The 22,192-nt window shown below is 71.0% G+C and carries 20 protein-coding genes and 1 pseudogene; 9 read left to right on the plus strand and 12 right to left on the minus strand.

Translation table 11 applies throughout. The annotated features are described in order from the left end of the window. Window positions 1-13: 13 nt before the first annotated feature. The gene (gene nucS / locus RWH44_RS07365; RefSeq protein ID WP_316004055.1) at window positions 14-712 is read right to left on the minus strand and encodes an endonuclease NucS; all 699 of its coding nucleotides are present in this window, start codon (window positions 710-712) and stop codon (window positions 14-16) included. Window positions 713-781: 69 nt separating this feature from the next. Then, entirely contained in the window at window positions 782-2,020 is a 1,239-nt protein-coding gene (locus RWH44_RS07370) for an MFS transporter (RefSeq protein ID WP_316004056.1), read from the minus strand. A gap of 78 nt (window positions 2,021-2,098) precedes the next feature. Between RWH44_RS07370 and RWH44_RS07375 the strand changes: the two genes are divergently transcribed. The 7 genes from RWH44_RS07375 (at window position 2,099) to mnhG (ending at window position 9,557) form a co-directional block, all read left to right on the plus strand. Continuing rightward, window positions 2,099-3,148 carry a LacI family DNA-binding transcriptional regulator gene (locus RWH44_RS07375; RefSeq protein ID WP_316004057.1) on the plus strand — a complete coding sequence of 350 codons (1,050 nt, stop codon included), beginning with the start codon at window positions 2,099-2,101 and terminating at the stop codon, window positions 3,146-3,148. Window positions 3,149-3,244: 96 nt separating this feature from the next. Then, the gene (locus RWH44_RS07380) at window positions 3,245-6,172 is read left to right on the plus strand and encodes a Na+/H+ antiporter subunit A (protein ID WP_316004058.1); all 2,928 of its coding nucleotides are present in this window, start codon (window positions 3,245-3,247) and stop codon (window positions 6,170-6,172) included. After that, window positions 6,169-6,750 carry a Na(+)/H(+) antiporter subunit C gene (locus tag RWH44_RS07385; protein ID WP_316004059.1) on the plus strand — a complete coding sequence of 194 codons (582 nt, stop codon included), beginning with the start codon at window positions 6,169-6,171 and terminating at the stop codon, window positions 6,748-6,750. The genes RWH44_RS07380 and RWH44_RS07385 overlap by 4 nt, the downstream gene beginning before the upstream one ends. Continuing rightward, window positions 6,747-8,303 (plus strand): Na+/H+ antiporter subunit D, encoded by a 1,557-nt coding sequence (locus RWH44_RS07390; RefSeq protein WP_316004060.1) that lies wholly within the window; start codon window positions 6,747-6,749, stop codon window positions 8,301-8,303. Before RWH44_RS07385 ends, RWH44_RS07390 begins: the two co-directional genes overlap by 4 nt. Then, on the plus strand, window positions 8,300-8,914 hold the full coding sequence (locus tag RWH44_RS07395; RefSeq protein WP_316004061.1) for a Na+/H+ antiporter subunit E: 615 nt from the start codon (window positions 8,300-8,302) through the stop codon (window positions 8,912-8,914). The genes RWH44_RS07390 and RWH44_RS07395 overlap by 4 nt, the downstream gene beginning before the upstream one ends. Next, window positions 8,911-9,180 carry an MrpF/PhaF family protein gene (locus tag RWH44_RS07400; protein ID WP_316004062.1) on the plus strand — a complete coding sequence of 90 codons (270 nt, stop codon included), beginning with the start codon at window positions 8,911-8,913 and terminating at the stop codon, window positions 9,178-9,180. The genes RWH44_RS07395 and RWH44_RS07400 overlap by 4 nt, the downstream gene beginning before the upstream one ends. Continuing rightward, on the plus strand, window positions 9,177-9,557 hold the full coding sequence (gene mnhG / locus RWH44_RS07405) for a monovalent cation/H(+) antiporter subunit G (protein ID WP_316004063.1): 381 nt from the start codon (window positions 9,177-9,179) through the stop codon (window positions 9,555-9,557). The genes RWH44_RS07400 and mnhG overlap by 4 nt, the downstream gene beginning before the upstream one ends. A gap of 21 nt (window positions 9,558-9,578) precedes the next feature. On the opposite strand, the pseudogene RWH44_RS07410 reads toward mnhG, so the two are convergent. The 4 genes and pseudogenes from RWH44_RS07410 to RWH44_RS07425 form a co-directional block, all read right to left on the minus strand. Then, a pseudogene (locus RWH44_RS07410) lies at window positions 9,579-9,884 on the minus strand (FAD-dependent oxidoreductase); the annotation flags it as partial. Window positions 9,885-9,996: 112 nt separating this feature from the next. Beyond that, window positions 9,997-10,539, minus strand: coding sequence for an SRPBCC family protein (locus RWH44_RS07415; protein WP_316004064.1), 543 nt, complete (start codon window positions 10,537-10,539; stop codon window positions 9,997-9,999). Window positions 10,540-10,928: 389 nt separating this feature from the next. Further along, window positions 10,929-11,636 (minus strand): ABC transporter ATP-binding protein, encoded by a 708-nt coding sequence (locus RWH44_RS07420; RefSeq protein WP_316004065.1) that lies wholly within the window; start codon window positions 11,634-11,636, stop codon window positions 10,929-10,931. A gap of 31 nt (window positions 11,637-11,667) precedes the next feature. Beyond that, the gene (locus tag RWH44_RS07425; RefSeq protein ID WP_316004066.1) at window positions 11,668-13,146 is read right to left on the minus strand and encodes an ABC transporter permease; all 1,479 of its coding nucleotides are present in this window, start codon (window positions 13,144-13,146) and stop codon (window positions 11,668-11,670) included. 133 nt (window positions 13,147-13,279) lie between these two features. Between RWH44_RS07425 and RWH44_RS07430 the strand changes: the two genes are divergently transcribed. Both RWH44_RS07430 and RWH44_RS07435 read left to right on the plus strand, forming a co-directional pair. Further along, the gene (locus RWH44_RS07430) at window positions 13,280-14,002 is read left to right on the plus strand and encodes a response regulator transcription factor (protein ID WP_298870210.1); all 723 of its coding nucleotides are present in this window, start codon (window positions 13,280-13,282) and stop codon (window positions 14,000-14,002) included. Beyond that, a complete protein-coding gene (locus RWH44_RS07435) occupies window positions 13,999-15,531 on the plus strand; it encodes a sensor histidine kinase (RefSeq protein ID WP_316004067.1) in 1,533 nt (510 codons plus the stop codon). Before RWH44_RS07430 ends, RWH44_RS07435 begins: the two co-directional genes overlap by 4 nt. A gap of 93 nt (window positions 15,532-15,624) precedes the next feature. On the opposite strand, the gene RWH44_RS07440 is transcribed toward RWH44_RS07435, so the two are convergent. The 6 genes from RWH44_RS07440 to RWH44_RS07465 form a co-directional block, all read right to left on the minus strand. Beyond that, window positions 15,625-17,562 carry a YhgE/Pip family protein gene (locus RWH44_RS07440; RefSeq protein ID WP_316004068.1) on the minus strand — a complete coding sequence of 646 codons (1,938 nt, stop codon included), beginning with the start codon at window positions 17,560-17,562 and terminating at the stop codon, window positions 15,625-15,627. Then, on the minus strand, window positions 17,559-18,167 hold the full coding sequence (locus tag RWH44_RS07445) for a hypothetical protein (protein WP_316004069.1): 609 nt from the start codon (window positions 18,165-18,167) through the stop codon (window positions 17,559-17,561). Before RWH44_RS07445 ends, RWH44_RS07440 begins: the two co-directional genes overlap by 4 nt. After that, on the minus strand, window positions 18,164-18,769 hold the full coding sequence (locus RWH44_RS07450) for a TetR/AcrR family transcriptional regulator (protein WP_316004070.1): 606 nt from the start codon (window positions 18,767-18,769) through the stop codon (window positions 18,164-18,166). Before RWH44_RS07450 ends, RWH44_RS07445 begins: the two co-directional genes overlap by 4 nt. A 243-nt stretch (window positions 18,770-19,012) precedes the next feature. Next, a complete protein-coding gene (gene argG / locus RWH44_RS07455; protein ID WP_298870217.1) occupies window positions 19,013-20,455 on the minus strand; it encodes an argininosuccinate synthase in 1,443 nt (480 codons plus the stop codon). An 81-nt stretch (window positions 20,456-20,536) separates the two neighbouring features. Beyond that, window positions 20,537-21,211 carry a peptidylprolyl isomerase gene (locus tag RWH44_RS07460; RefSeq protein WP_316004071.1) on the minus strand — a complete coding sequence of 225 codons (675 nt, stop codon included), beginning with the start codon at window positions 21,209-21,211 and terminating at the stop codon, window positions 20,537-20,539. A 191-nt stretch (window positions 21,212-21,402) separates the two neighbouring features. Next, on the minus strand, window positions 21,403-22,095 hold the full coding sequence (locus tag RWH44_RS07465) for a Pr6Pr family membrane protein (RefSeq protein WP_316004072.1): 693 nt from the start codon (window positions 22,093-22,095) through the stop codon (window positions 21,403-21,405). Window positions 22,096-22,192: the final 97 nt, after the last annotated feature.

A 22,192-nucleotide genomic window follows, 5' to 3' on the forward strand; every position in this document is an offset into this window, starting at 1 on the left:
GAGGCGTGTCCGCTCAGAACAATCGCGGAGCCCCGGACTGCACGCCCTTCATCTCGTCGTAGTCGAGGGTGAGGCAGCGGATGCCGCGGTCGGTGGCGAGGACACGCGCCTGCGGCTTGATCTCCTGCGCCGCGAACACGCCGGTCACGGGCGCCAGGAGCGGGTCGCGGTTCAGCAGCTCGAGGTAGCGCGTGAGCTGCTCGACACCGTCGATGTCGCCGCGGCGCTTGACCTCGATGGCGACCGTGCCGGGTCCGTCGTCGTTGCGCAGCAGCAGGTCGACCGGGCCGATCGCGGTGGGGTACTCGCGGCGCACGAGGGTGAGGTTCTCACCGACCACCGAGACCTGCTCGGCCAGGAGGCGCTGCAGGTCGGCCTCGACGCCGTCTTTGATGAGCCCGGGATCGACGCCGAGGTCGTGCGCGGTGTCGTGCATGATCTCGTGGATGCGCACGAGGAGCGCGTCGCCGGTCTTCGCGTGCGTCACCCGCCACCGCTCGATCACGCCGTCTTCGAGGTCGACCTCGTCGGGGTCCTCGCGCGTCAGGCTGCACGGAGGGCTCATCCAGTTCAGCGGCTTGTAGGAGCCGCCGTCGGAGTGCACCAGCAGACTGCCGTCGTTCTTGTGCACGAGCAGGCGGGTGGCGAGGGGCAGATGCGCGTTGAGTCGGCCGGTGTAATCGACGGAGCAACGGGCGATGACGAGACGCACCCGACGAGCCTAATCGCGCTCGCCGGCGACACCGACCCCGAAGTCGGCCGCCCGCGCACCCGGCCGGCCTCAGCGGCGCGCGGCCTCGTCGACCTTCGCCTCGGCGGTCACGAGCGGCTTCGCCGCGCCGGAGAAGAGCCCGGATGCCACGATCAGCCCGACCACGATCAACAGGGTGTTCAGCAGACCGATGTGATCGCCGATCCAGCCCAGGATGGGCGGGCCGCACAGGAACGCGACGTAGCCGATGGTCGCGGCCGCCGCCACGCGGGAGGCGGCTTTGGCGGGGTCGTCGGCGGCCGCCGACATGCCGATCGGGAATCCGAGCGAGGCCCCGAGGCCCCACAGCGCCGCCCCGATGAACACGAGCGGTCCGTACGGCGCCAGGATGAACAGCAGCAGACCCGCCGCCGCCGTGCCGGCGAGCACGCGCAGCACGAGCACGCGGCCGAGGCGGTCGACGATCGGGCCGCCGGCGATGCGGCCGACGGTCATCGCCACGGAGAACACCGCGAGCACCGCGGGGCCCGCTTCTTCCGGTGCGCCGTGGCCGTAGACCACCGCGGAGGGCAGCCAGTCGTTCGCGCTGCCCTCGGCGAAGGCCATGCCGAGCATGATGACGCCGAGCGTGTAGGTGCGCGGTTCGCGCCAGGCCTGCAGCGAGGTGGCGAGCCGCTCGCGCCAGTGCGCGCGCTCCTCGTCGGCGGGGGCGTCCATCGCGACCTCGGCGCGGGGCACGTTCGCCACCGAGACGAAGGCGACGACGAGGATGACGACGGCCATCGCGACGCTGTGCGCGAGCACGGGGATGCCCGCGCTGACGGCGACGAAGCCCAGGCCGGCGCCGATGACCGTGCCGAAGCTGAAGAACGCGTGCAGCAACGGCATGATCGTGCGGCCGGTCGCCTTCTCGAGGGCGGCTCCCTCGACGTTCATCATCACGTCGACGGCGCCGTTGCCGAAGCCGAACAGGGCGAGGCCGACGAGGGCGATCCCGAAGGTCTGCAGGGTGTCGGCCCCGAATCCGATGATCGCGAGTCCGACCCCCACGAGGACGAGGGCGACGAGCATGCCCGAGCGGGCACCGAGCCGCGCGATCACGGCCGGGGCGATGGAGAGACCGATGATGGATGCCACGCCCATGCCGAGAAGCAGCAGGCCGACGCCGGAGTTCTCGATGCCGAGCGACTCGCGGATCGCGGGCACCCGCGACGCCCAGGTCGAGATGCTCAGTCCGCTCGCCAGGAAGATGGCGCAGATGGCGATGTGCCAGCGCACGAGCTGGGAGCGGGTCAGCGAGGTGGGCATGGGGACACTGTACCGAATCGATTCGACATCGATCGAATCGATTCGGCGCCCGGGGTGCGGCGCGGGTACGATCGGGCCGTGAGCACCCGTCGCGCCACCATCAGCGACGTCGCCCGTGAGGCCGGCGTCTCCGCGTCGACCGCCTCGGTGGTGTTCAGCGGCAAGACCCCCACCTCCGAGGCGACCCGGGCCCGCGTGCTCGCGGCCGCCGAAGCCCTCGGCTACACGGGGCCCGACCCGCGCGCGGCGTCGCTGCGTCGCGGTCGCAGCGGGATCGTCGGCGTGGTGTTCGACACGCACCTCGGCACGGCGTTCCTCGACCCGGTCACCACGCACATGATGGACGGCCTGGCCGACGGCGTCTCGCGTCTCGGCGCGGCGTTGCTGCTGCTGCGCGACGACGGCGAGACCGTCAGCGAACCCTCGCTGCACACCGCCCCCATCGACGCGGCCGTGCTGATCGGGTGCAGCCCGCGCATGCGCGATTCCCTCGAGATCGTGCGGGGGCGCGGCATCCCGGTCGTGGTCGTCGAGGGCGACGCGGGCGAGGGGGTCCCCCGGGTGCTGCTCGACAACGCCGAGGCTCAGCGCGCCGCGGCGCAGCACGTCGCCGACCTCGGCCACCGCGACGTCGTGCTCGTGACCCTGCCGATCGACACCTCGCGGCGACGCGGGTGGGTCGCCGCCGACGAGCCCGTCCGCGTCGACGTGACCGCCGATCGTCTGGCGGGGGCGCGTGAGGTGTTCCCCCACGCGCCGATGCTCGCGGCCGCGACCAGCTCGATCGACGAGGGCACGATCGCGGGCCGCACGATCTTCGCCGATCCGTCGCGCCGACCCACCGCGGTGATCGCGCAGAGCGACCTGCTCGCCGCCGGTGTCATCCGCGCGGCGGAGGAGGCCGGGCTGCGCGTTCCGCACGACGTCAGCGTCACGGGCTTCGACGGCGTGGTGGTCGACGGCCTCGCCCCTCACTTGCTCACGACGCTTGTCCAGCCCGCGACCGCGAAGGGGCGTGCGGCGGGGGAGGCGGTCGCGGCGATGCTGGAGGATGCCGAACCCTCCGGTCTCGACCTGAAGTGCACGTTCCGCGCCGGCACGACGACCGCCCCGCCGCCTACCACATGAGGATTCGTGGTCCGCGAACTCTCATGCTCCGCATAGAATAGGTCCGACACCCCGAGAGCCCGGGCATTCGCCCGTCGACCCCGAGGAGGCCCGAACATGTTGATGTTCCTCGGCGCCTTCGCGGTCCTGCCCTTGGCGCTCCCGTGGCTCGTTTCGCGGATCGGGGCTCGCGCCTTCTACATCGCCGCGGTCCTTCCGGCGCTCGCTTTCGCGCACGCGATCGTCCTCGCCCCCGCGGTGTTCGCCGGTGACATTCCGTTCGAGGAATACCAATGGATCCCGGCGATCGACGTCTCGCTGTCGATGCGCATGGACGTGCTCGGGTGGCTCCTGACCCTGGTGGTCACGGGTGTCGGAGCGCTCGTGATGCTCTACTGCCGCTGGTATTTCCGTGACAAGACGCGGGGCGTCGGACAGTTCTCCGCGGTTCTCCTCGCATTCGCGGGAGCGATGTACGGTCTCGTCCTCACCGACGACATCGTCGTGCTGGTCATGCTGTGGGAAGCGACGAGCGTGCTGTCGTACCTCCTGATCGGCTACTACCACGCCCGTGCAGCGAGTCGTCGAGCGGCACTGCAGGCGCTGCTGGTCACCACACTCGGTGGACTCGTGATGCTGATCGGTGTCGTGCTGATGGTCGTGCAGGCGGGAACGTCGAGCCTGTCGGCGATCCTCGCCGACCCGCCCACGGGCACGGTCGTCGACATCGCGGTCCTCCTCCTGCTGGTCGGCGCGCTCAGCAAGTCCGCGATCTTCCCCTTCCACTTCTGGCTGCCCGGAGCGATGGCCGCGCCGACCCCGGTCAGCGCCTACCTGCACGCGGCGGCCATGGTGAAGGCCGGCATCTACCTCATCGCGCGCCTGGCGCCTGGCTTCGCGGAGACGCCGTTCTGGCGCCCGACCCTCATCGCGCTCGGCGTGTTCACGATGCTGTTGGGCGGGTTCCAGGCCCTGCGCGAGCGAGACCTCAAGCGCATCCTCGCCTTCGGCACGGTCAGCCAACTGGGTTTCCTCACCGTCATGCTGGGCTACGGCACGAGGGATGCCGCCCTCGCGGGCGTCGCGATCCTGCTCAGCCACGCGCTGTTCAAGTCGTGCCTGTTCCTCGTGGTGGGCGTCATCGACCGTCAGCTCAACACGCGAGACATCGGGCAGCTGTCGGGCCTCGGCCGGCAGGCGCCGGTGATGGCGACCGCGTCGTTCATCGCGATCGGGTCGATGGCCGGCGTCATCCCCACGCTGGGATTCGTCGCGAAGGAGACCGCGCTGACGGCGCTCCTGCACGAGGCCGAGGCCGGAGCGCCCTGGGGTCTCGTGGCCCTGATCGGCATCGTGCTGGGCTCCGCCCTGACGGCGGGGTACGGCATCCGGTTCCTGTGGGGCGCGTACTGGACCAAGCGCGACGTCGAGACGACCGACTGGCCCGATCCGCCCATCGGCTTCCTGTCGGCTCCCGTCCTGCTGGCCGCGGCATCCCTGGCCCTCGGCCTCCTCGCCCCGATCGTCGACCACTGGCTCGCGCCCTATGCCGACGGTCTTCCCGAGGCGACGCCCGGCGTTCCCGCTCCCGACTACCCCTACCACCTGGCTCTCTGGCACGGTCTCGAGCCCGCGCTGTTCATCTCGCTCGGCACCCTCGCGCTCGGCGCGGGCGTGTTCTGGCTGGTGCGCAAGACGCAGCTGCACAAGCGACCCCGGGTGCTCCCCTTCACCGCGAACGACGCCTACAACGTCACTCTGCGCGCGATCGATCACTCGTCCGAGTGGGTCACGGCGCGGTTCCAGCGCGGGTCGCTGCCGTTCTACGTGGGCACGATCTTCGTGGTCTTCGTCGTCGCCGAGGGCACCGCTCTGCTGGCCTCGAGCGAGTGGCGCGCCCAACTCGATGCGTGGCAGTCTCCGACGCAGCTCATCGCCGCCCCGCTCATGATCGCCGCCGGCATCCTGGCCGTCCGCGCCCGCAAGCGGTACACGGGTGTCGCGCTGGTCTCGGTGACGGGGCTGGGACTCGTGGTGCTCTTCGCGACCAGTGGCGCCCCCGACCTCGCGCTCACGCAGGTGCTCGTCGAGACCGTGACGCTGGTGGTGTTCGCCCTCGTGCTGCGGCGACTGCCGGCGCGCATGGGGGAGCACAACGAGTCCGTCGCCCCGATCGCCCGGGCCGTGCTGGGCGCGGGCGTGGGTCTGATGATGGCGCTCGTGGCCATCGTCGCCACCGGCGCGCGCCAGGACCTGCCCATCTCGCTCGAGTGGCCTGCGCTGGCGTACGAGATCGGCCACGGCCGCAATGTCGTGAACGTCGCCCTGGTCGATCTGCGAGGCTGGGACACGATGGGCGAGCTGTCGGTGCTCATCCTCGCGGCCACCGGCGTGGCATCCCTCGTCTTCATCACCGACCGCAGCGACAACCTCAACCGTCGCTCGGGGACGGCGCGCAGTCGGGTCGGACTCGGCCGACGTCGTCCGCTCATCGAGACCGATGCCGGAGTGCGCGCTCAGCGCGTGGGCGAGTCCGGGGCTCCGCGCGCGTGGCTCATCTCGGGGTCGAAGGTGCAGCCCGAGAACCGGTCGATCCTGCTCGAGATCATCATCCGCGTGCTGTTCCACTCGATCATGGTCATCTCGCTCTACCTGCTCTTCGCCGGTCACAACCTGCCCGGCGGCGGTTTCGCGGGTGGGCTCGTGGCAGGCATGGGCCTCGTCATGCGCTACATCGCCGGTGGTCGCTGGGAGCTGGGTGCCGCGGCGCCGACCGACGCGGGCCGCCTGCTCGGAGCGGGCATGGCGATCGCGGTGCTGTGCGCCCTCGTGCCGATGGTCTCCGGCTTCGCTCCGCTGCAGAGCTTCACGTTCGAGGGTGAGCTGCCGATCATCGGGCACTGGGAGTTCGTCACCAGCACGATCTTCGACATCGGGGTGTACCTGGTGGTCATCGGTCTGGTGCTCGACGTTCTGCGCAGTCTCGGTGCCGAGGTCGATCGGCAGTCGCAACTGCCCGAGGACGCGGAGGTGGGCAGCTCGTGAGCATCTCCCTCGTGCTGGTCATCGTGATGGCCGTGCTCTTCGCGTGCGGCGTGTACGCGATGCTCGAGCGCAGCCTGACGCGCGTGCTCATCGGATTCCTGCTGCTGGGCAACGCGGCCAACCTCCTGCTGCTCGTCGTGATGGGCGCGCCGGGCCGGGCGCCCTTCTACGACGGCGGGGAGACGGATGCCGCCGACATGTCGGACGCGCTCCCGCAGGCGCTGACGCTCACGGCGATCGTCATCACGTTCAGCATCTCCGCGTTCCTGCTGGCCCTGATCTACCGGTCGTGGCAGCTGGGGCAGGCGGACACCGTCATCGACGACGCCGACGACGTGGCCCTGCGCACGCGCACCGCCGAAGAGGTCGAGGACGCGATGGACGAGGAGTCGCGCTCCGACGACGAGGACGTCACCACCGACTTCGTCGGCGACGTCGCCAACCCCATCCGCGTGCTGCACCAGGGCGACCTCTCGCAGCTCGTCGACGACGCCCCGGTCGATCGGGTCGCGGTTCGCCGAGAGACGGACGATGCGGGAGCCGACTCCCGCGACCCCCAGGACGGTGATCGCTCGTGAGCGCCCTCGTGCCCCTGCTCGTCGGCATCCCACTCATCGGTGCCGCGATCAACCTCATCTTCGGCCGCCGCAAGCGGACGCAGATCGTCGTGTCGGTCGCCGCCCTCGCGACCGTGCTCGTGCTCGGCGCGATCCTGCTCGTCACGGTCGACACCAGCGGCCCCATCGCGGTGGCCATCGCGGCGTGGCAGATCCCGCTGGGGATCGTGCTCTACGTCGACGTGCTGGCCGCCCTCCTGGTGGTGGTAACGAGCATCGTGCTCCTCGCGGTGCTGCTCTTCTCGATCGGCCAGGGGGCCGCCGACAACGACGCCGACACCCCGGTCTCGATCTTCTATCCGGCGTATCTGATCCTGGGCGCGGGCATCTTCAACGCCTTCATCGCCGGCGACCTGTTCAACCTCTACGTCGGTTTCGAGATCCTGCTCGTGGCCTCGTACGTGCTCATCACGCTCGGCGGCACCGAGTCCCGCATCCGCACCGGCGTCGTCTACATCGTCGTCTCGCTGGTGTCGTCGATCCTCTTCCTCGCCGCGATCGCCATGGTCTACGGCGCCCTGGGCACCGTGAACATGGTGCAGATCAGCGAGCGCATGGCACTGCTGCCGCAGGACACCCAGACGATCCTGCACCTCATGCTGCTGCTGGCCTTCGCCATCAAGGCCGCCGTGTTCCCCCTGTCGTTCTGGCTGCCTGACTCGTACCCGACGGCTCCGGCCCCGGTCACGGCGGTGTTCGCGGGTCTGCTGACGAAGGTCGGCGTCTACGCGATCATCCGCACCGAGACGCAGCTCTTCGTCGACAACGACATCAACTTCCTGCTGATGATGGTCGCGCTCGCCACGATGATCGTCGGGGTGCTCGGGGCGGTCGCGCAGGCCGAGCTCAAACGCATCCTGTCGTTCACGCTCGTGAGCCACATCGGGTACATGATCTTCGGACTCGCGATCAACACCCCGCTCGCGATCGGCGCGACGATCTACTACATCGTCCACCACATCATCGTGCAGACGACGCTGTTCCTGGCGGTGGGGTTGATCGAGCGCAAGGCCGGCAGCACCTCGATCTTGAAGGTCAAGGGCCTCATGCGCGGAGCGCCCCTGCTCGCGGTGCTGTACTTCATCCCGGCGATCAACCTGGGCGGACTCCCGCCGTTCTCGGGCTTCATCGGCAAGTACGCGCTCTTCGACGCGGCCGCCCAGGTGGGCACCCCGGTGATGATGGTGCTGATCGTCGGTGGCATCGTCACCTCGGTGCTGACCCTCTACGCCCTGATGCGCGCATGGAACCTCTCGTTCTGGCGCGAGGACGACGACTCCGCCGAGACGAGCGAGCGCATCGCCTACCTCGGCAACGCCCCCGCCGCCGCGATCTCGACCGAGCGCCGGACCATTCCGAAGATCATGACCCTGGCCACGGCCGGCATGGTGATCGTCACGATCTCGCTGACGGTGTTCGCCGGCCCCCTGCTCGACATGTGCCTTCGTGCGGGGGAGCGCGTCGCCGACGGCGTCACCCTCGTGCAGCTGCAGGAACAGGCGGGTCAACGATGAGCCCGACGCGTCGCTCGCAGGTGTCGCTCTTCCTGCATCAGCTGCCCCTGCTGGTGTGGCTGGTCGCGCTGTGGATGCTGCTGTGGGGCCAGTTCACCTGGCTCGGCCTGCTCACGGGCCTGGTCATGGCGGTCTTCGTCACCCGCGTGTTCCGCCTGCCCCCGGTCGAGCTGTCGGGCCGGATCAACCTCTGGTACGGCCTCATCTTCGTCGTCACCTTCCTCGGCGCCGTCATCAAGGGCTCCCTCATCGTGGCGTGGCAGGTGCTCGACCTCCGACGCCAGCCGGGGGCTGCGATCATCGCCGTTCCGCTGCGGGTCGACGACGACGTCATCATGGCGCACACCGCGGTCACGGCATCCCTCATCCCGGGTTCGCTCATCGTCGACGTCGATCGCGAGAACCGCACGCTCTACCTGCACACCATCGGGGTGCGAAGCGACGAGGATGCCGAGCACCAGCGTCGCATCGTGCTCGGCTGGGAGGCTCGCATCACGCGTGCCGTGGGCTCGAAGGAGGAGCTGCAGGAACTGCGTGCGCGCATCGCCGACAGCTCGACGCACCACCACGAGTCCATCGAATCGCCGCGCGAGGGGAGGACCCCGCTGTGAACACCGCTCTCGTCCTCGTGATCCTGGTCGTCTTCGCTGCGGCCGCCGTGCTCGCCCTGATCCGACTGGTCATCGGGCCCTCTATCCTCGACCGCGCGGTCGCCGCCGACGTGCTGCTGACCGAGGTGGTCTGCATCCTGGGCGCCGACATGGTGATCAACCACCACACGCGCTCGCTCCCGGCGATGCTGATCATCGCCGCGGTGGGCGTGTTCGGCTCGATCGCGGTCGCCCGCTTCGTCGCGCGGAAGGAGAACCCGCGGTGAGCCTCGAATCCGTGCTCGACACCGTCGCCCTCGTCCTCGTGCTGATCGGCGCCGTGCTGTGCCTGACGGCGACGATGGGGCTCCTCCGCTGGCGCGACGTGCCCACGCGCCTGCACGCCGCCACCAAGCCCCAGGTGCTGGGCGTGCTGCTGATCGTCATCGCCGTGGCACTGTCGGTGCGCACGTGGGAGGTGGTGGCCTTCGGCATCCCGATCGTGCTCATCCAGTTCGCCACGGCTCCTCTCGCCGCGCACATGGTGGGGCGGGCGGCGTACCGCAACCGCACGACCGACGAAGAGAACCTCTACATCGACGAGCTGCAGCACCGTACCGAGCAGCCCGGGTCGACGGGCGCCCAGGAGCGACCCGAGCGCTGAGAGCCGCAGCGGTCACAGCGCGTCCGCGAGCGTCCGCCCCCACTTCTTCGCCCATTCGTCCTCCCCGTGCGGGCCGTCGAGCCGGTCCCACCCGGCCGAGCCCTGCCAGTCCTGCCAGGCGAGATCGAACGAGTCGCGCACGCCGAGGCGACGCTGCATGGGGGAGTCGACGAGGAGGATTCCTCCGAACGACCAGAACGCCTGCCCACCGAGGTTCGCGGCGTTCTCCTGGTCGACGAGGATCACGCGTCGGCCCGCCCGCACGAGCTCGTTGCTCGCGACCAGGCCGGCCAGCCCCGCGCCCACGACGATGACGTCGGCATCCATCGGTTTCTCCCTTCGCGCGTCGGCGGTGACGGGCGTTCTTCGCATCATCTCCCGGAGCGGTGGGGACCGCGGGCGTGCGACGGTGCGTTTCCCCGGGACGAGGCGTTCGGCGTCAGACGCCGGCTTCCCGCACGTCCTCCTCCGCCTGCGGCGACGGGGTTCCCTCGGCGGGATCGGGTGTCTCGGTGCGGTGGTCGAGCTCGCGCGCCTCGCGCTCGTCGCGGCGCCCCTCGGCGAGGAACGCCAAGCGGTTCAGGCACTCGTGATTGCGCGCCACGAGCATCGGCTTCCACAGCAGCGAGGGCAGGAGGGCGGCGGCGCCCGACACGGGTTCCTCGACGATCGTCACGGCGATCCCGTCGCCGCGCGGGCGCACATCGATGCGGATCACTCCGCGACCGAGCAGACCGGCTTCCGGCCGCAGGCGGAGTCGACGCGGAGGGTCCCACTCGACGATCTCGGTCTCGTCGTGGATCATCACGGGCCAGACACCGAGCGAATGGTGGATTCGACTGCCCTCGCGCGGCCACTGCGCGTCGACGTCTCGCATGCGGGCCGCGCCGACCACCCACACGGGGTACAGCCACCCGTCCGACAGCACCGCGAAGAGGTCGTCGGGCGTGCAGCGCATGAGTCGGGTGTTGCGGGCGGCCATGGCATCCCATCCCTCGGTTTCGACGTGCTTCGACTGTAGGGGGTGGATGCCGCGGCCGCGGCGGGACTTGACGGCTCGGGTGGTCGGAGGGGTCCGGGTGGAGGCGGCTGAGCTTGTCGAAGCCTCCGGGCGCGGCGCGGCGCGGATCGGGGCGGAGGTGGCTGAGCTTGTCGAAGCCTCCGGGGTCGGGGCGGGGTCCGGAGCCTTCGACAGGCTCAGGGTCCTACCGGTCTCGATGAGCTCGGGGTCGGGGCGGGGTCCGGACCCTTCGACAGGCTCAGGGTCCTCGCGTTCTCGCAGGCTCAGGGTCCTCGCGTTCTCGACAGGATCCGGGCCTCGCGGCTGCGACGGAGGGGGTGGCCCGGTGCCCCGGACCACCCCTCCCCGGGTCAGCCGTTCGTGATGTCGGTCACCACGCCCTTCGCCAGACGCAGGCGGCGGCGGGCCCGGCGCGCCACGGCGGAGTCGTGCGTCACGACCACCAGCGTCAGCCCCTCGGCGTTGAGCGTCTCGAGCACGTCGAGGATCTCGTCGCGCATGCTCTCGTCGAGGTTGCCGGTCGGCTCGTCGGCGAGCAGCACGCGGGGCTGCTTCGCAACGGCACGCGCGATCGCGACGCGCTGCTGCTGACCGCCCGAGAGCTCGCCCGGGCGGTGGTCGGCACGATCGGCCAGGCCGACGCGCGTGAGGGCCTCGGTCACCCGCCGGTCGCGCTCGCCGCGGTCGAGGTGCAACGGCTCGAGCCCCATGTCGACGTTCTCCGCCGCGGTCAGGGTGGGGATGAGGTTGAAGCCCTGGAACACGAAGCCGATCTCCTCGGCGCGCAAGCGGCTCAGCTGCGCGTTCGACGCGCTCGCGATGTCGACCTCGCCGAGCGTCACCGACCCGCTCGAGGGGCGGTCGAGCGCGCCGAGCATCTGCAGCAGCGTCGACTTGCCGCCACCGGTCGGGCCCTGGATGGTCACGAAGTCGCCCGCGGCGATCTCGAGGTCGATGCCGGCGAGGGCCTGCACGGTGCGCTCGCGCTGTCGGTAGGTGCGCGTGACCTTCGAGAGGCGATACGCGGTGGCGGTGGTGGTGGGAACGGTGAGGGTCATGATGTCTCCTTCGAAGGACGGGGGATGCCGCTCACGCGACCGAACGGAGGGCGGCGGCGGGGCTGAGGCGAGCGGCGCGCCATCCACCGAACGCTCCGGCGAGCACGCCGCCGAGCACCGCGATGCCGACCGCGGCCAGGACGACGACCGGAGTGACGGGGGCGCTCAGCACGATGTCGGTGGCCTGCGCCGCCGCCTGACCGAAACCGCCGCCGGGACCACCGGCGCCGGGCCCGCCCTGGCCTCCGGAGCCGCCCGAGCTGCTCGCCGCGACCGAGATGGTCGGCGAGATGACGTTGACCAGCAGGATGCCGCCGAGCCCGAGGATCAGACCCGCGACGCCGCCGAGCAGGCCTTGCACGAGCGACTCGCCCGCGACCTGCCGCACGATGCGCGCGTTCGACCACCCGATGGCCTTGAGCGTGCCGAACTCGCGCGTGCGGCGGGCGACGCCGGAGATCGTGAAGAGGACCGCGAGGGCCAGGGCCACCAGCAGCACGACGAGGCTGAGCCAGGTGCCGAGGTTCGAGATCATCGTCGAGGCGCTCGAGAGCGAACCCGAGACGGTGGAGGCGAGCTCGGACTGCGAGCTCACGGTGGCGTCGGGGAGTGCGGCGGCGATCTCGCTCTGCACCTGGTCGATGGCATCCGCCGAATCGGCCTGCACGTAGACGGTCGACACCACGTCGCCGACCCCGGCGAGGGACTGGGCCACGTCGAGGGGGAGGTAGACGTTCGCGGCGGTGTCGGCGTCGGCCGAGGCCGAGGCGACGATGCCGACGATCTGCATCGCGGTGCCGCCCACGTCGACGGTCCCGCCGACGCTGAGGCCGGCGCTCGCCGCATAGGTCGCGTCGATGACGGCGACGTCGGTGCCGGCATCCGCGGCATCGAGAGCGCGGCCCTCGCTGACCGTGACGGAGGAGAGGGGGCCGACGGATGCCGAGGGGTCGACGCCGAGGACGCTGAAGGAGTCGACGCCGAAGGCGCTGCCGCCGTCGCCGCCGGGGCCGCCGGCCGGGGGCTCGCCCATGCCCTGGCCCTGCGCGGAGCCGCTGCCCGTGCTGCCGTCGGTGGTGGCGCTGCGGTCGGGGATCTGGCCCGAGAACGTGGTGTTGGTCAGCGCGAGTGCGCCGGTCGCGGCCGAGACGCCGTCGAGACCGGTGACCGTCGTCACGGTGGACGCGTCGAGCGTTCCGCGCATCATGTCGGTCATGAGGCGCGACTGGCTGAGCGTGGTCGTCCCGTCGCTGGTGGCGCCGTCCTCGGCGCCGAAGTCGAACCGCGGACCCCCGCCGTCCTCGCCGGGCTGGGTCTGCGCGCCCGTGACGGTGAGGTCGGTGCCGACGCCGTAGACCGACGACAGCGCCTGCGACTGCGCGTCGCGCACTCCCGCCGACAGGGCGTTGACCACGATGACGAGAGCGATCGCGATCGCGAGTCCGACCGCGACGATCACGGTCTGCTTGGTGCGGCCGGCGAGTTCGCGCCGCAGGTAGGTGCCGTACATGCTTCTCCTTCCGGACGCGAGGTGCGGCCGTCGCAGCGAACGTAGGAACGGCACCCTCACCGCCGCCTCACGGTTTCTATGAAGCGCGTATGTCGCGGTGACACGGCGGCTGTGGGCGGGCATGCTGGCATCCATGACCTCCCGCCCCGCCCCCCTCCTGCGCCCCGACGGCACGCCGATCCGCGCGCTCGTCGTCGACGACGAGGCCAACCTGAGCGAGCTCCTGCGCATGGCGCTGCAGAACGAGGGGTGGGAGGCGCGCACCGCCGCCGATGGGCAGGAGGCGCTCGGCGTCATCCGCGAGTTCGACCCCGACCTGCTCGTGCTCGACATCATGATGCCGGGGCTCGACGGCATGGCGCTGCTCGCCCGCGTGCGCGCGGCCGGGAACGACGCTCCCGTGCTGTTCCTGACGGCGAAGGATGCCGTCGAAGACCGCATCGCCGGCATCTCGGCGGGAGCCGACGACTACGTCACGAAGCCCTTCAACCTCGAGGAGGTCGTCGTGCGCCTGCGCGGCATGGCCCGACGCCACGTCGCCGCGGTCGCCGACGCCGATCCGCGGCTGCGCGTGGGCGATCTGACGCTCGACGAGGAGGCGTACGAGGTCGAGCGCGGCGGCATCCCGATCAAGCTCACCGCCCGCGAGTTCGAGCTGCTGCGCTACCTCATGCAGAATCCGCGCCGCGTGCTGAGCAAGGCGCAGATCCTCGACCAGGTGTGGAGCTACGACTTCGGCGGAGACGGCAGCGTCGTGGAGATCTACATCTCGTACCTGCGCAAGAAGATCGACACCCTCGGCGAACCGCTCATCCATACGGTGCGCGGCGTCGGCTACACGATCAAGGCGTCATGACCGCGTCCGCCGTGTCGCGGTCCTCGTCGTCGTCGCATTCGTCGTCGCGGCAGCCGGCCGATCGGCGCTCGCCGGGGCGGCGGTGGACGCTGCGCCGCACCCTCGTCGTCGGCACCAGCCTTCTGGTCGCGCTCGCCTTCGTCGTCATGAGCCTCGCGACGATCGTGTCGCTGCGCTCCTTCACCCTCGATCGGCTCGATCAGCAGGTGACCGAGGGGCTGTCGTTCGCATCCGGTCGCGGGTCGTTCGAGAACCGCGGCGGATCCCAGCCCCCGCCGGGCCAGGATCAGGATCAGGGCCAGAATGCGGACCGCCCGGCGCCGCGGATCGGTTCGCTGCAGGCGGTCGTCGCCTCCGACGGCACCGTGCGCACGTCGGACTACACGCGCAGCGACGGCACGCAGGTGCAGCTGACGGCGGACCAGGTCGCGTTGCTGCAGGCGGACGTGCCCACCGACCGCACCCCGGTCACGATCGACCTCGGCGGCGACCTGGGGTCGTTCCGGGTCGCCGCGGCCGAGGTCGACGGCACGACGGTGTTCGCCGGCAACTCGGATGCCGACGTCTCGGCGACCACGACAGCCCTGACGGTGATCCTCCTCGCGGTCAGCGCGGCGACCCTGCTGATCGCCGTGATCGGCCTCTCGCTCTTCGTGCGTCGGAGTCTGCGGCCCCTCGATCGCGTCGCCGCGGTCGCTCAGCGGGTGTCGACGCTCTCTCTGGCCGCGGGGAGCGTGGAGATCCCCGATCGCGTGGGTGACGCCGACACCGACCCGACCACCGAGGTGGGCCGCGTCGGGGCTTCGCTGAACGGACTCCTGGGGCACGTGCAGACCTCGCTCGCGGCGCGCCAGCACAGCGAGGACCAGCTCCGCCGGTTCATCGCCGACGCGAGCCACGAGCTGCGCACCCCGCTGTCGAGCATCCGCGGCTACGCGCAGTTGTCGCTCGGCGAAGATGCCCCGATGACGCCGACGCAGGCGCGCTCGTTCGACCGGATCGAGTCGGAGGCCACGCGCATGGCATCACTCGTCGACGACCTGCTGCTGCTGGCGCGCCTGGATGCCGGTCAGCCCCTGCGCCGCGACGAGGTGGAGCTCACGCTGCTCGCCGTCGACGCCGTGAGCGACGCGCAGGCGGCGGATGCCACGCACGCCTGGCGCCTCGACGTCACCGACGACCTGATCTCGGTGACCGGCGACGAGAACCGCCTGCGGCAGGTGGTGGCCAACCTGCTGCGCAACGCCCAGGTGCACACGCCGCCCGGCACGACGGTGACCCTCTCGCTCGCCCGCGACGGGGCGGAGGCGGTGCTGCGCGTCGTCGACGACGGGCCGGGCATCGACCCGGGGGTCGCCGGGCGGCTGTTCGACCGGTTCGCGCGGGCCGACGATTCCCGCAACCGGGATGCCGGCAGCACGGGGCTCGGACTTTCGATCGCGCAGGCGATCACCGAGGCCCACGGCGGGAGCATCGCGGTCGAGAGCGAACCGGGGCGCACGGTGTTCGCGGTGCGTCTGCCGACGTGACCCGTCGCTCCTGCGTGAGTCGCCAGAAATTGTCGCCTGGGAGACTGGCGAAGCGACGAAATCTGGCGACTCGCGCGAGGTGGGGGCGCCGCGTCAGCCGATCAGGCTCGGCTGCAGGTCGCGCAGGGTGCGGTGATGCGTCATCCGCGTCACCCCGATCGCGGCGAGCAGCACGCCACCGGCCATCCACGCGCCGAGCACGAGCAGATCGGGTCCGACCCGCGAGACGTCGCCGCCGTACATGACCTGCCGCATGGCGTCCACGACGTATCCCATCGGCAACACGTGGTGCAGCGCCGCGAGGGGGGCGGGCAGGGTCTGCCACGGGAACGTCCCGCCGGCGGTGACGAGCTGCAGCACCATCAGCACCAGGCCGAGGAACTGCCCCACCGAGCCGAGCCACACGTTCAGCGCGAGCACGATCGCCGCATAGGTGGCCGACGCGAACAGCAGGATGCCGAGGGCCGCCCATGGGTTCGCGAACGAGAACTGCAGGGCGATGGCGAGCACCGTGAACAGCCCCACCATCTGCAGGGCCCCGAGGCCCGCCGGCGTGAGCCACCCGGCGAGGGTCACGCGCACGGGGGAGCGCAGCGCCGTGATGGCGCGCTTGGACACGGGCTTCACGATGAGGAAGAGGGCGTAGATGCCGATCCATCCCGCCAGCGCGGCGAAGAACGGGGCGAGGCCGGCGCCGTAGTTCTGCGCCTTGGTGACGGCGCTCGTGCCGACCGCGACGGGATCGCTGATGGCCGCCGCCTGCGCCTGCCGTGTGGCGTCGTCGGAGTCGGGGATCTGCTCGACCCCCGCGGCCAGGCCGTCGCGCAGCTGGGTCGCACCGTCGGAGAGCTGAGCGATGCCGCTGTCGAGCTGAGCGGCGCCGTCGCGGAGCTGGGCGGATCCGTCGCGCAGCTGTGCGGCCCCGGATGCCGCGGAGGCGGCGCCGTCGGCCAGGGCCGAGGCTCCGTCGGCGGCCGTCGCTGCCCCCGAGGCCACCGAGGCGCTGCCATCGGCGACCTGGCGGGCGCCGTCGTCGAGTTGGTCGATCTGGGCGACGGTGCTCTGCACGCGATCGTTCGCGGCGGTCAGGCGGTCACCGACGGGGTCGAGGCGGGCGAGGATCTCGTCGATGCGCGCCTGGTCGAGCCCGGCGTCGGCCAGGGCCGTGGCGATGTCGCTCCGCGCCTGCGGCAGCTGAGCCGCCGCGTCGGCGGAGATCGAGCCGACCTGTCGGGCGGCGGCATCGATGCGATCGACGCCACCGGCGACCTGCTGGGCGCCGTCGGCGACGCGCGCCGACCCGTCACGCAATTGCGCCGTCCCGTCGCGCAGCTGGTTCGCTCCGGCCGAGAGCTGCGACGTTCCGTCGGCCAGCTGAGAGGAACCGTCGGCGAGCGTGACCGAGCCGCTCGCCAGCTGGGAGGAGCCGTCCTTCGCGGTCGCGAGACCGTCGACCAGCTGTGTGGCCCCGGTCGTGGCATCCACGAGCTTCACGCGGATGGTGTGCAGGGCGTCGAGCAGGGTCCCACCGGCCTCGTCGATCACCTTCTGCGCGACGGAGGTCTGGATCTTCGCGACCGCCTGCGTGCCGATCGTCGAGGCGAGGTAGTTGTTGGCGTCGTTCGTGCGCAGCTCGATGTCGGCCTGGCGGGGACTGTCGCTCGAGAGCGAGGCGACGGCCTCCGTGAAATCGGCCGGCAGGGTGACGATGAAGTCGAAATCGCCCGCCTGCAGGCCGGCGTCGGCCTGATCCGCCGAGACCCGGTGCCACTCGAAGGTGCCGTCGTCGAGCAGCTGCTCGGCGGCCTCGTCTCCGAGGTCGCGCTGCTCGCCGTTCACCTCGGCACCCCGGTCGTCGACGACGAGGGCCACGGGAACGTTGGAGAGGTTGCCGTAGGGGTCCTGGTTGGCCCAGAGGTACAGGCCGCCGTAGAGGATCGGCACCGCGAGCAGCGCGATCAGGGCCAGCACCGACATGCGGGTGGAGGTGAGGCGGCGCAGCTCGGCCGTGATCATCTGGGGGATCTTCATCGCGTCGCCTCCTCGGCGTCGTCGAACCGGTCGATCGCGGTGCGCGACGCGCTCCCCGCGATCACGAGCACGGCGTAGCCGCGCTCGGCGAACTCGCGCGCGATGCGCCACCACCCGAGTGGTTCGCCCCCGTGGCGGTCGGGAGCGACGAGCACGAGGCCCTCGACGTCTTTGCGCAGGGCGGCGAGCTCGAGCAGCAGGCGTACGCGCGCGGCGGGGTCGATGTTCCCCACGGGCAGCGACGCGATCGCCTCGAGCCCGATCTGCTCGAGCCAGCGCGCGGCCGCGAAGGGGGTCGGCGCGCGGCCTGCGAACATCAGTTCTTCGGCGACGACGCCGGTCACGGTGACGTTCGGCTCCGGCTCCGACACGATGGGCGCGTCGACGAGGGCGACACGACGGCGGATCGCGCCGCGGTCGGCCCGTCCGTCGATCGTCACGCTGCCGGCGTCGACCTTCATGCGACCGGATGCCACGAGACCCAACACCGTGGGACGCTGCTCCGTCTCGGCGACCACGAGGGTGGCGGTGCCGGTCTCGTAGGCCGTCGTGGTTGCGGGCAGCTCGCTGCGGCCCTTCGCGACGGCGTCGACGACGATTCTCATTGCGCCTCCAGCTCGGGGTGCTGCGCGAGGATCTCGCGCGCCTCGGTCCACGACAGTCCCGCCATGCCCAGCACGGCGCACACCGCGATGGCGCGCGCGGTGGAGGACTCGGCATCCACCCGGGAGACGACCATGCGACCGGTCTCCTCGAGCAGACGAGCCAGGGTCGGCGCGGGGAGGTCGGTGCGCAGCTCGCCCGCCTCCTGACCGCGGCGGACGATCGCATCGATGCGGCGGCGCAGCGGCGCGAGCGCCGCCGAGGTCTCGGGCAGGTGCGCGTCGTCGAGGGCGAGGGCGGCGGCGGCCTGCACGTGGGCGGCTTCGCGCCAGAGCTCGGATGCCAAGCGGGCGAGCGCGACGCGGGAGTCGGCGTCGTCGACGTCGTCGGCGATGGCGTTGAAACGGGCGGCGCCGGCGGCGATGACCTCGCGCACGATCGCGTTGCGGTCGTCGAAGTGGCCGTACAGCGCGCGGCGCGAGAGGCCGGCGCGGCGCGCGATCGTGTCGATCGAGGCGCGGGGGTCGTGGCCGATCGCGGCGGTGGCCGCGTCGAGGATGCCGGCGCGGTTCTCGACGGCGTCACGGCGGGTGGGGATGGTCACGGGTCGAGTGTACGCCTAAAGTGCACACTGGTGTGCAAGTTATAGTCGACGGCCCTCTGGATCCCATGAGGACAGGCGATCGTTCCGGAACAGGGCGGGGTGGTGGCAGTCGGTCCTGTTCTCGCGTGATGTCCTGTGCTCGCCCGTCGCGACGCCGGCGCGCCCGGCCGGACACGACGAAGCCGGTGGCCCGACGGACCACCGGCTTCGCGAAAACGCGCGTCAGCTCGTCACGCGCGCGTGTCAGTCGGTGCCGCTGTCGAACGCGGCGCCCTCGCCCGCGGCATCCGTCGCCTCGGCGAGACGCTCGCCGTCGGCCGTCAGGGGAGCGGCGGGCTCGATGATCTCCTGCGCGCCACCGGCGGCGACGTCGCCGACGAGCTCGCCGGTCGGTCCGCCGATGAGGCCGAGGGCCGCGTACTGCTCGAGGCGGGCACGCGAGTCGGCGATGTCGAGGTTGCGCATGGTGAGCTGGCCGATGCGGTCGACGGGCCCGAACGCGGCGTCGCCGACGCGCTCCATCGACAGCTTCTCGGGCGAGTACGACATGCCGGATGCCACGGTGTCGAGGATCGTGTAGTCCTCGCCACGGCGCAGGCGCACGGTGACCGAGCCGGTGATGGTCGATCCGACCCACTTCTGGATCGACTCGCGCAGCATGAGCGACTGCGGCTCGAGCCAGCGGCCCTCGTACATGAGGCGACCGAGGCGACGACCCTGCTCGTGGTACGTGGCGAGGGTGTCTTCGTTCAGGATGCTGTTGACCAGGCGCTCGTAGGTCAGGAACAGCAGCGCCATGCCCGGGGCCTCGTAGATGCCGCGCGACTTGGCCTCGATGATGCGATTCTCGATCTGGTCGCTCATGCCGAGGCCGTGGCGACCGCCGATCGTGTTCGCCTCGCGCACCAGGGCCACCGGGTCGTCGAAGCGCGTGCCGTTGATCGCGACCGGGCGACCGGCCTCGAAGGCGACGGTGACGTCTTCGGTCTCGATCTCGACCGCGGGGTCCCAGAAGCGCACGCCCATGATGGGCTCGACGATCTCGAGCGAGACGTCGAGGTGCTCGAGCGTCTTCGCCTCGTGCGTGGCGCCCCAGATGTTGGCATCCGTCGAATAGGCCTTCTCGGCGCTGTCGCGGTAGGGGAAGTCGTGGGCGACGAGCCACTCGCTCATCTCTTTGCGGCCGCCGAGCTCGGTGACGAAGTCGGCGTCGAGCCACGGCTTGTAGATGCGCAGCGCGGGGTTGGCGAGCAGGCCGTAGCGGTAGAACCGCTCGATGTCGTTGCCCTTGTAGGTGGAGCCGTCGCCCCAGATGTCGACGCCGTCTTCTTTCATGGCGCGCACGAGCAGCGTGCCGGTGACGGCGCGGCCCAGGGGCGTGGTGTTGAAGTAGGTGCGACCGCCCGAGCGGATGTGGAACGCGCCGCACGCCAGCGCGACGAAGCCCTCTTCGACGAGCGCGGTCTTGCAGTCGACCAGGCGCGAGATCTCGGCGCCGTACTGCGTGGCGCGGCCGGGGATCGAGGCGATGTCGTCTTCGTCGTACTGCCCGAGGTCGCCCGTGTAGGTGCAGGGCACGGCACCCTTGTCGCGCATCCACGCGACGGCCACGGAGGTGTCGAGACCACCCGAGAAGGCGATGCCGACGCGCTCGCCGACGGGAAGGGACTGCAGGACCTTGGACATGCCCTCGATTCTAGGGCGGAGGGATGCCGTGGCCCGACTCCGGGGGACGAGCGTGGCCGTCGAGCGGCTTGGGGAGGAGCCTCAGCCGACCACGACGTCGGTGATCGTGACGGGCGTCGCCGGGCGGCCGTCGGCGGCCCCGCCCTCGGCGCCGGCCGCGGCGATGCCCTGCACGACGGCGAGGCCCTCGGGCGACATCCGACCGAAGACGGTGTAGTCGGGCTGCAGCTGCGTGTCCTCGTAGACGAGGAAGAACTGCGACCCGTTGGTGCCCGGACCGGCGTTGGCCATCGCGACCGTCCCGGCGGGATAGGTCTCGCTGCCGTCGAGCTCGTCGGCGAAGCGGTAGCCCGGTCCGCCCCGGCCGGTGCCGGTGGGGTCGCCGCACTGCAGCACGAAGATGCCCGAGGTGGTGAGGCGGTGGCACTCGGTGTTCGAGAAGTACTGCTGCTGCGCGAGCGAGACGAAGCTCTCGACGGTGCACGGGGTGCGCTCGCCGGTGAGGGTGATCGGGATGTCTCCCGCCGAGGTCTTCAGCACCGCCTCGACGTCGCCGCTCGGTCGGTCGGTGCCCGCGGCGGGCGGGGTGACGTCGACGGCGGGCTGACCCGAAGCCGGGTACGCGCACTCCGCGCTGCCGGCGCTGGCCGAGGCACCCGCGTCGGGTGCCCTGTCGGGAGTGGTGCCCCCGGCGCAGCCGGCGAGCAGGAGCAGGGCGGAGGCGGCCAGGGCCGCGGACATCAGTCGCGTGCGCACGCGTTCCAGGGTAGGGCGCTCAGGTCTTGCGCAGCGCCACAGGGTCGGCGCTCATCAGGTGAGCACGGCCCGGCGCTCACGCCGGGCGTTCGCTGAGAGCGGCCTGGTCGGCGATCTCCCCGGGGAGGAGGGCGACCCGAGTCCCGCACCGACGATGCCCGGCTGCGCCCGAGCAAGGCCCCCGGCTCGGCTCAGATCGCGCGCCGCCCCCGCACACGGCCGATCGCGACGACGCCGTAGGCGAGTCCCACGATCACGACCGCGATGACGACGATGTAGACGACCACGCTGCCCCAGCCGCCGCCCTCGTTGGGGTTGAGGAACGGGTAGGGGTACCAGAACGGCGCCCCCGTGGTGGGGTTGGTGATGAGCGGCGCGCGCACCAGCGTGTAGACGATCCACACGACGGGGAAGATCGCCGCGCCCAGGGCCGCCGTCCAGGGCAGGCGCCGACGCCCCGATCCGAGGAGCACGTCGAGGAGGAGGAAGAGCGGACCCCAGACGTGCATGATCTCGTTGGACCAGCCGACGGTCTCGGGCTGGAGGGGGAGGCCGCGCAGAAGCAGGTTGTAGACGATGCCGGTGACGATCATGTAGGTCGACACCCACGCGAGCACGGTCGCGAGGGCGGGTGGATCGACGTCGAGACTCCGCCGCCGGAGGAACCGCACGGCGAGGAGCAGCAGCACGATCGAGGCCGACACGTTCGAGAGGATCGTGAAGAAGCTGAAGAAGTTGGCGACGGTCGTGACGACGTCGCGCCCCTTGTCGATGGCGCCGGCGACGGAGGACACGAGCTGCGCCACCACGGCGACGATGATGCTCACGGCCGCGACCGCGCGCGCGATATTCCAGCCGGTGGTCCACCGCGTCGACGTCGTCATCCGTTCAGAGTAGTGACCGGGCATTGCGTGCGGCAGGCCGACGGGCGTTGTCGCACGTGCTCGGTAGGATGGGGTGTTCCGCCGGACAACATGCGAG

Source organism: Microbacterium phycohabitans (genome assembly GCF_032464935.1).
Taxonomy (GTDB): Bacteria; Actinomycetota; Actinomycetes; order Actinomycetales; family Microbacteriaceae; genus Microbacterium; species Microbacterium phycohabitans.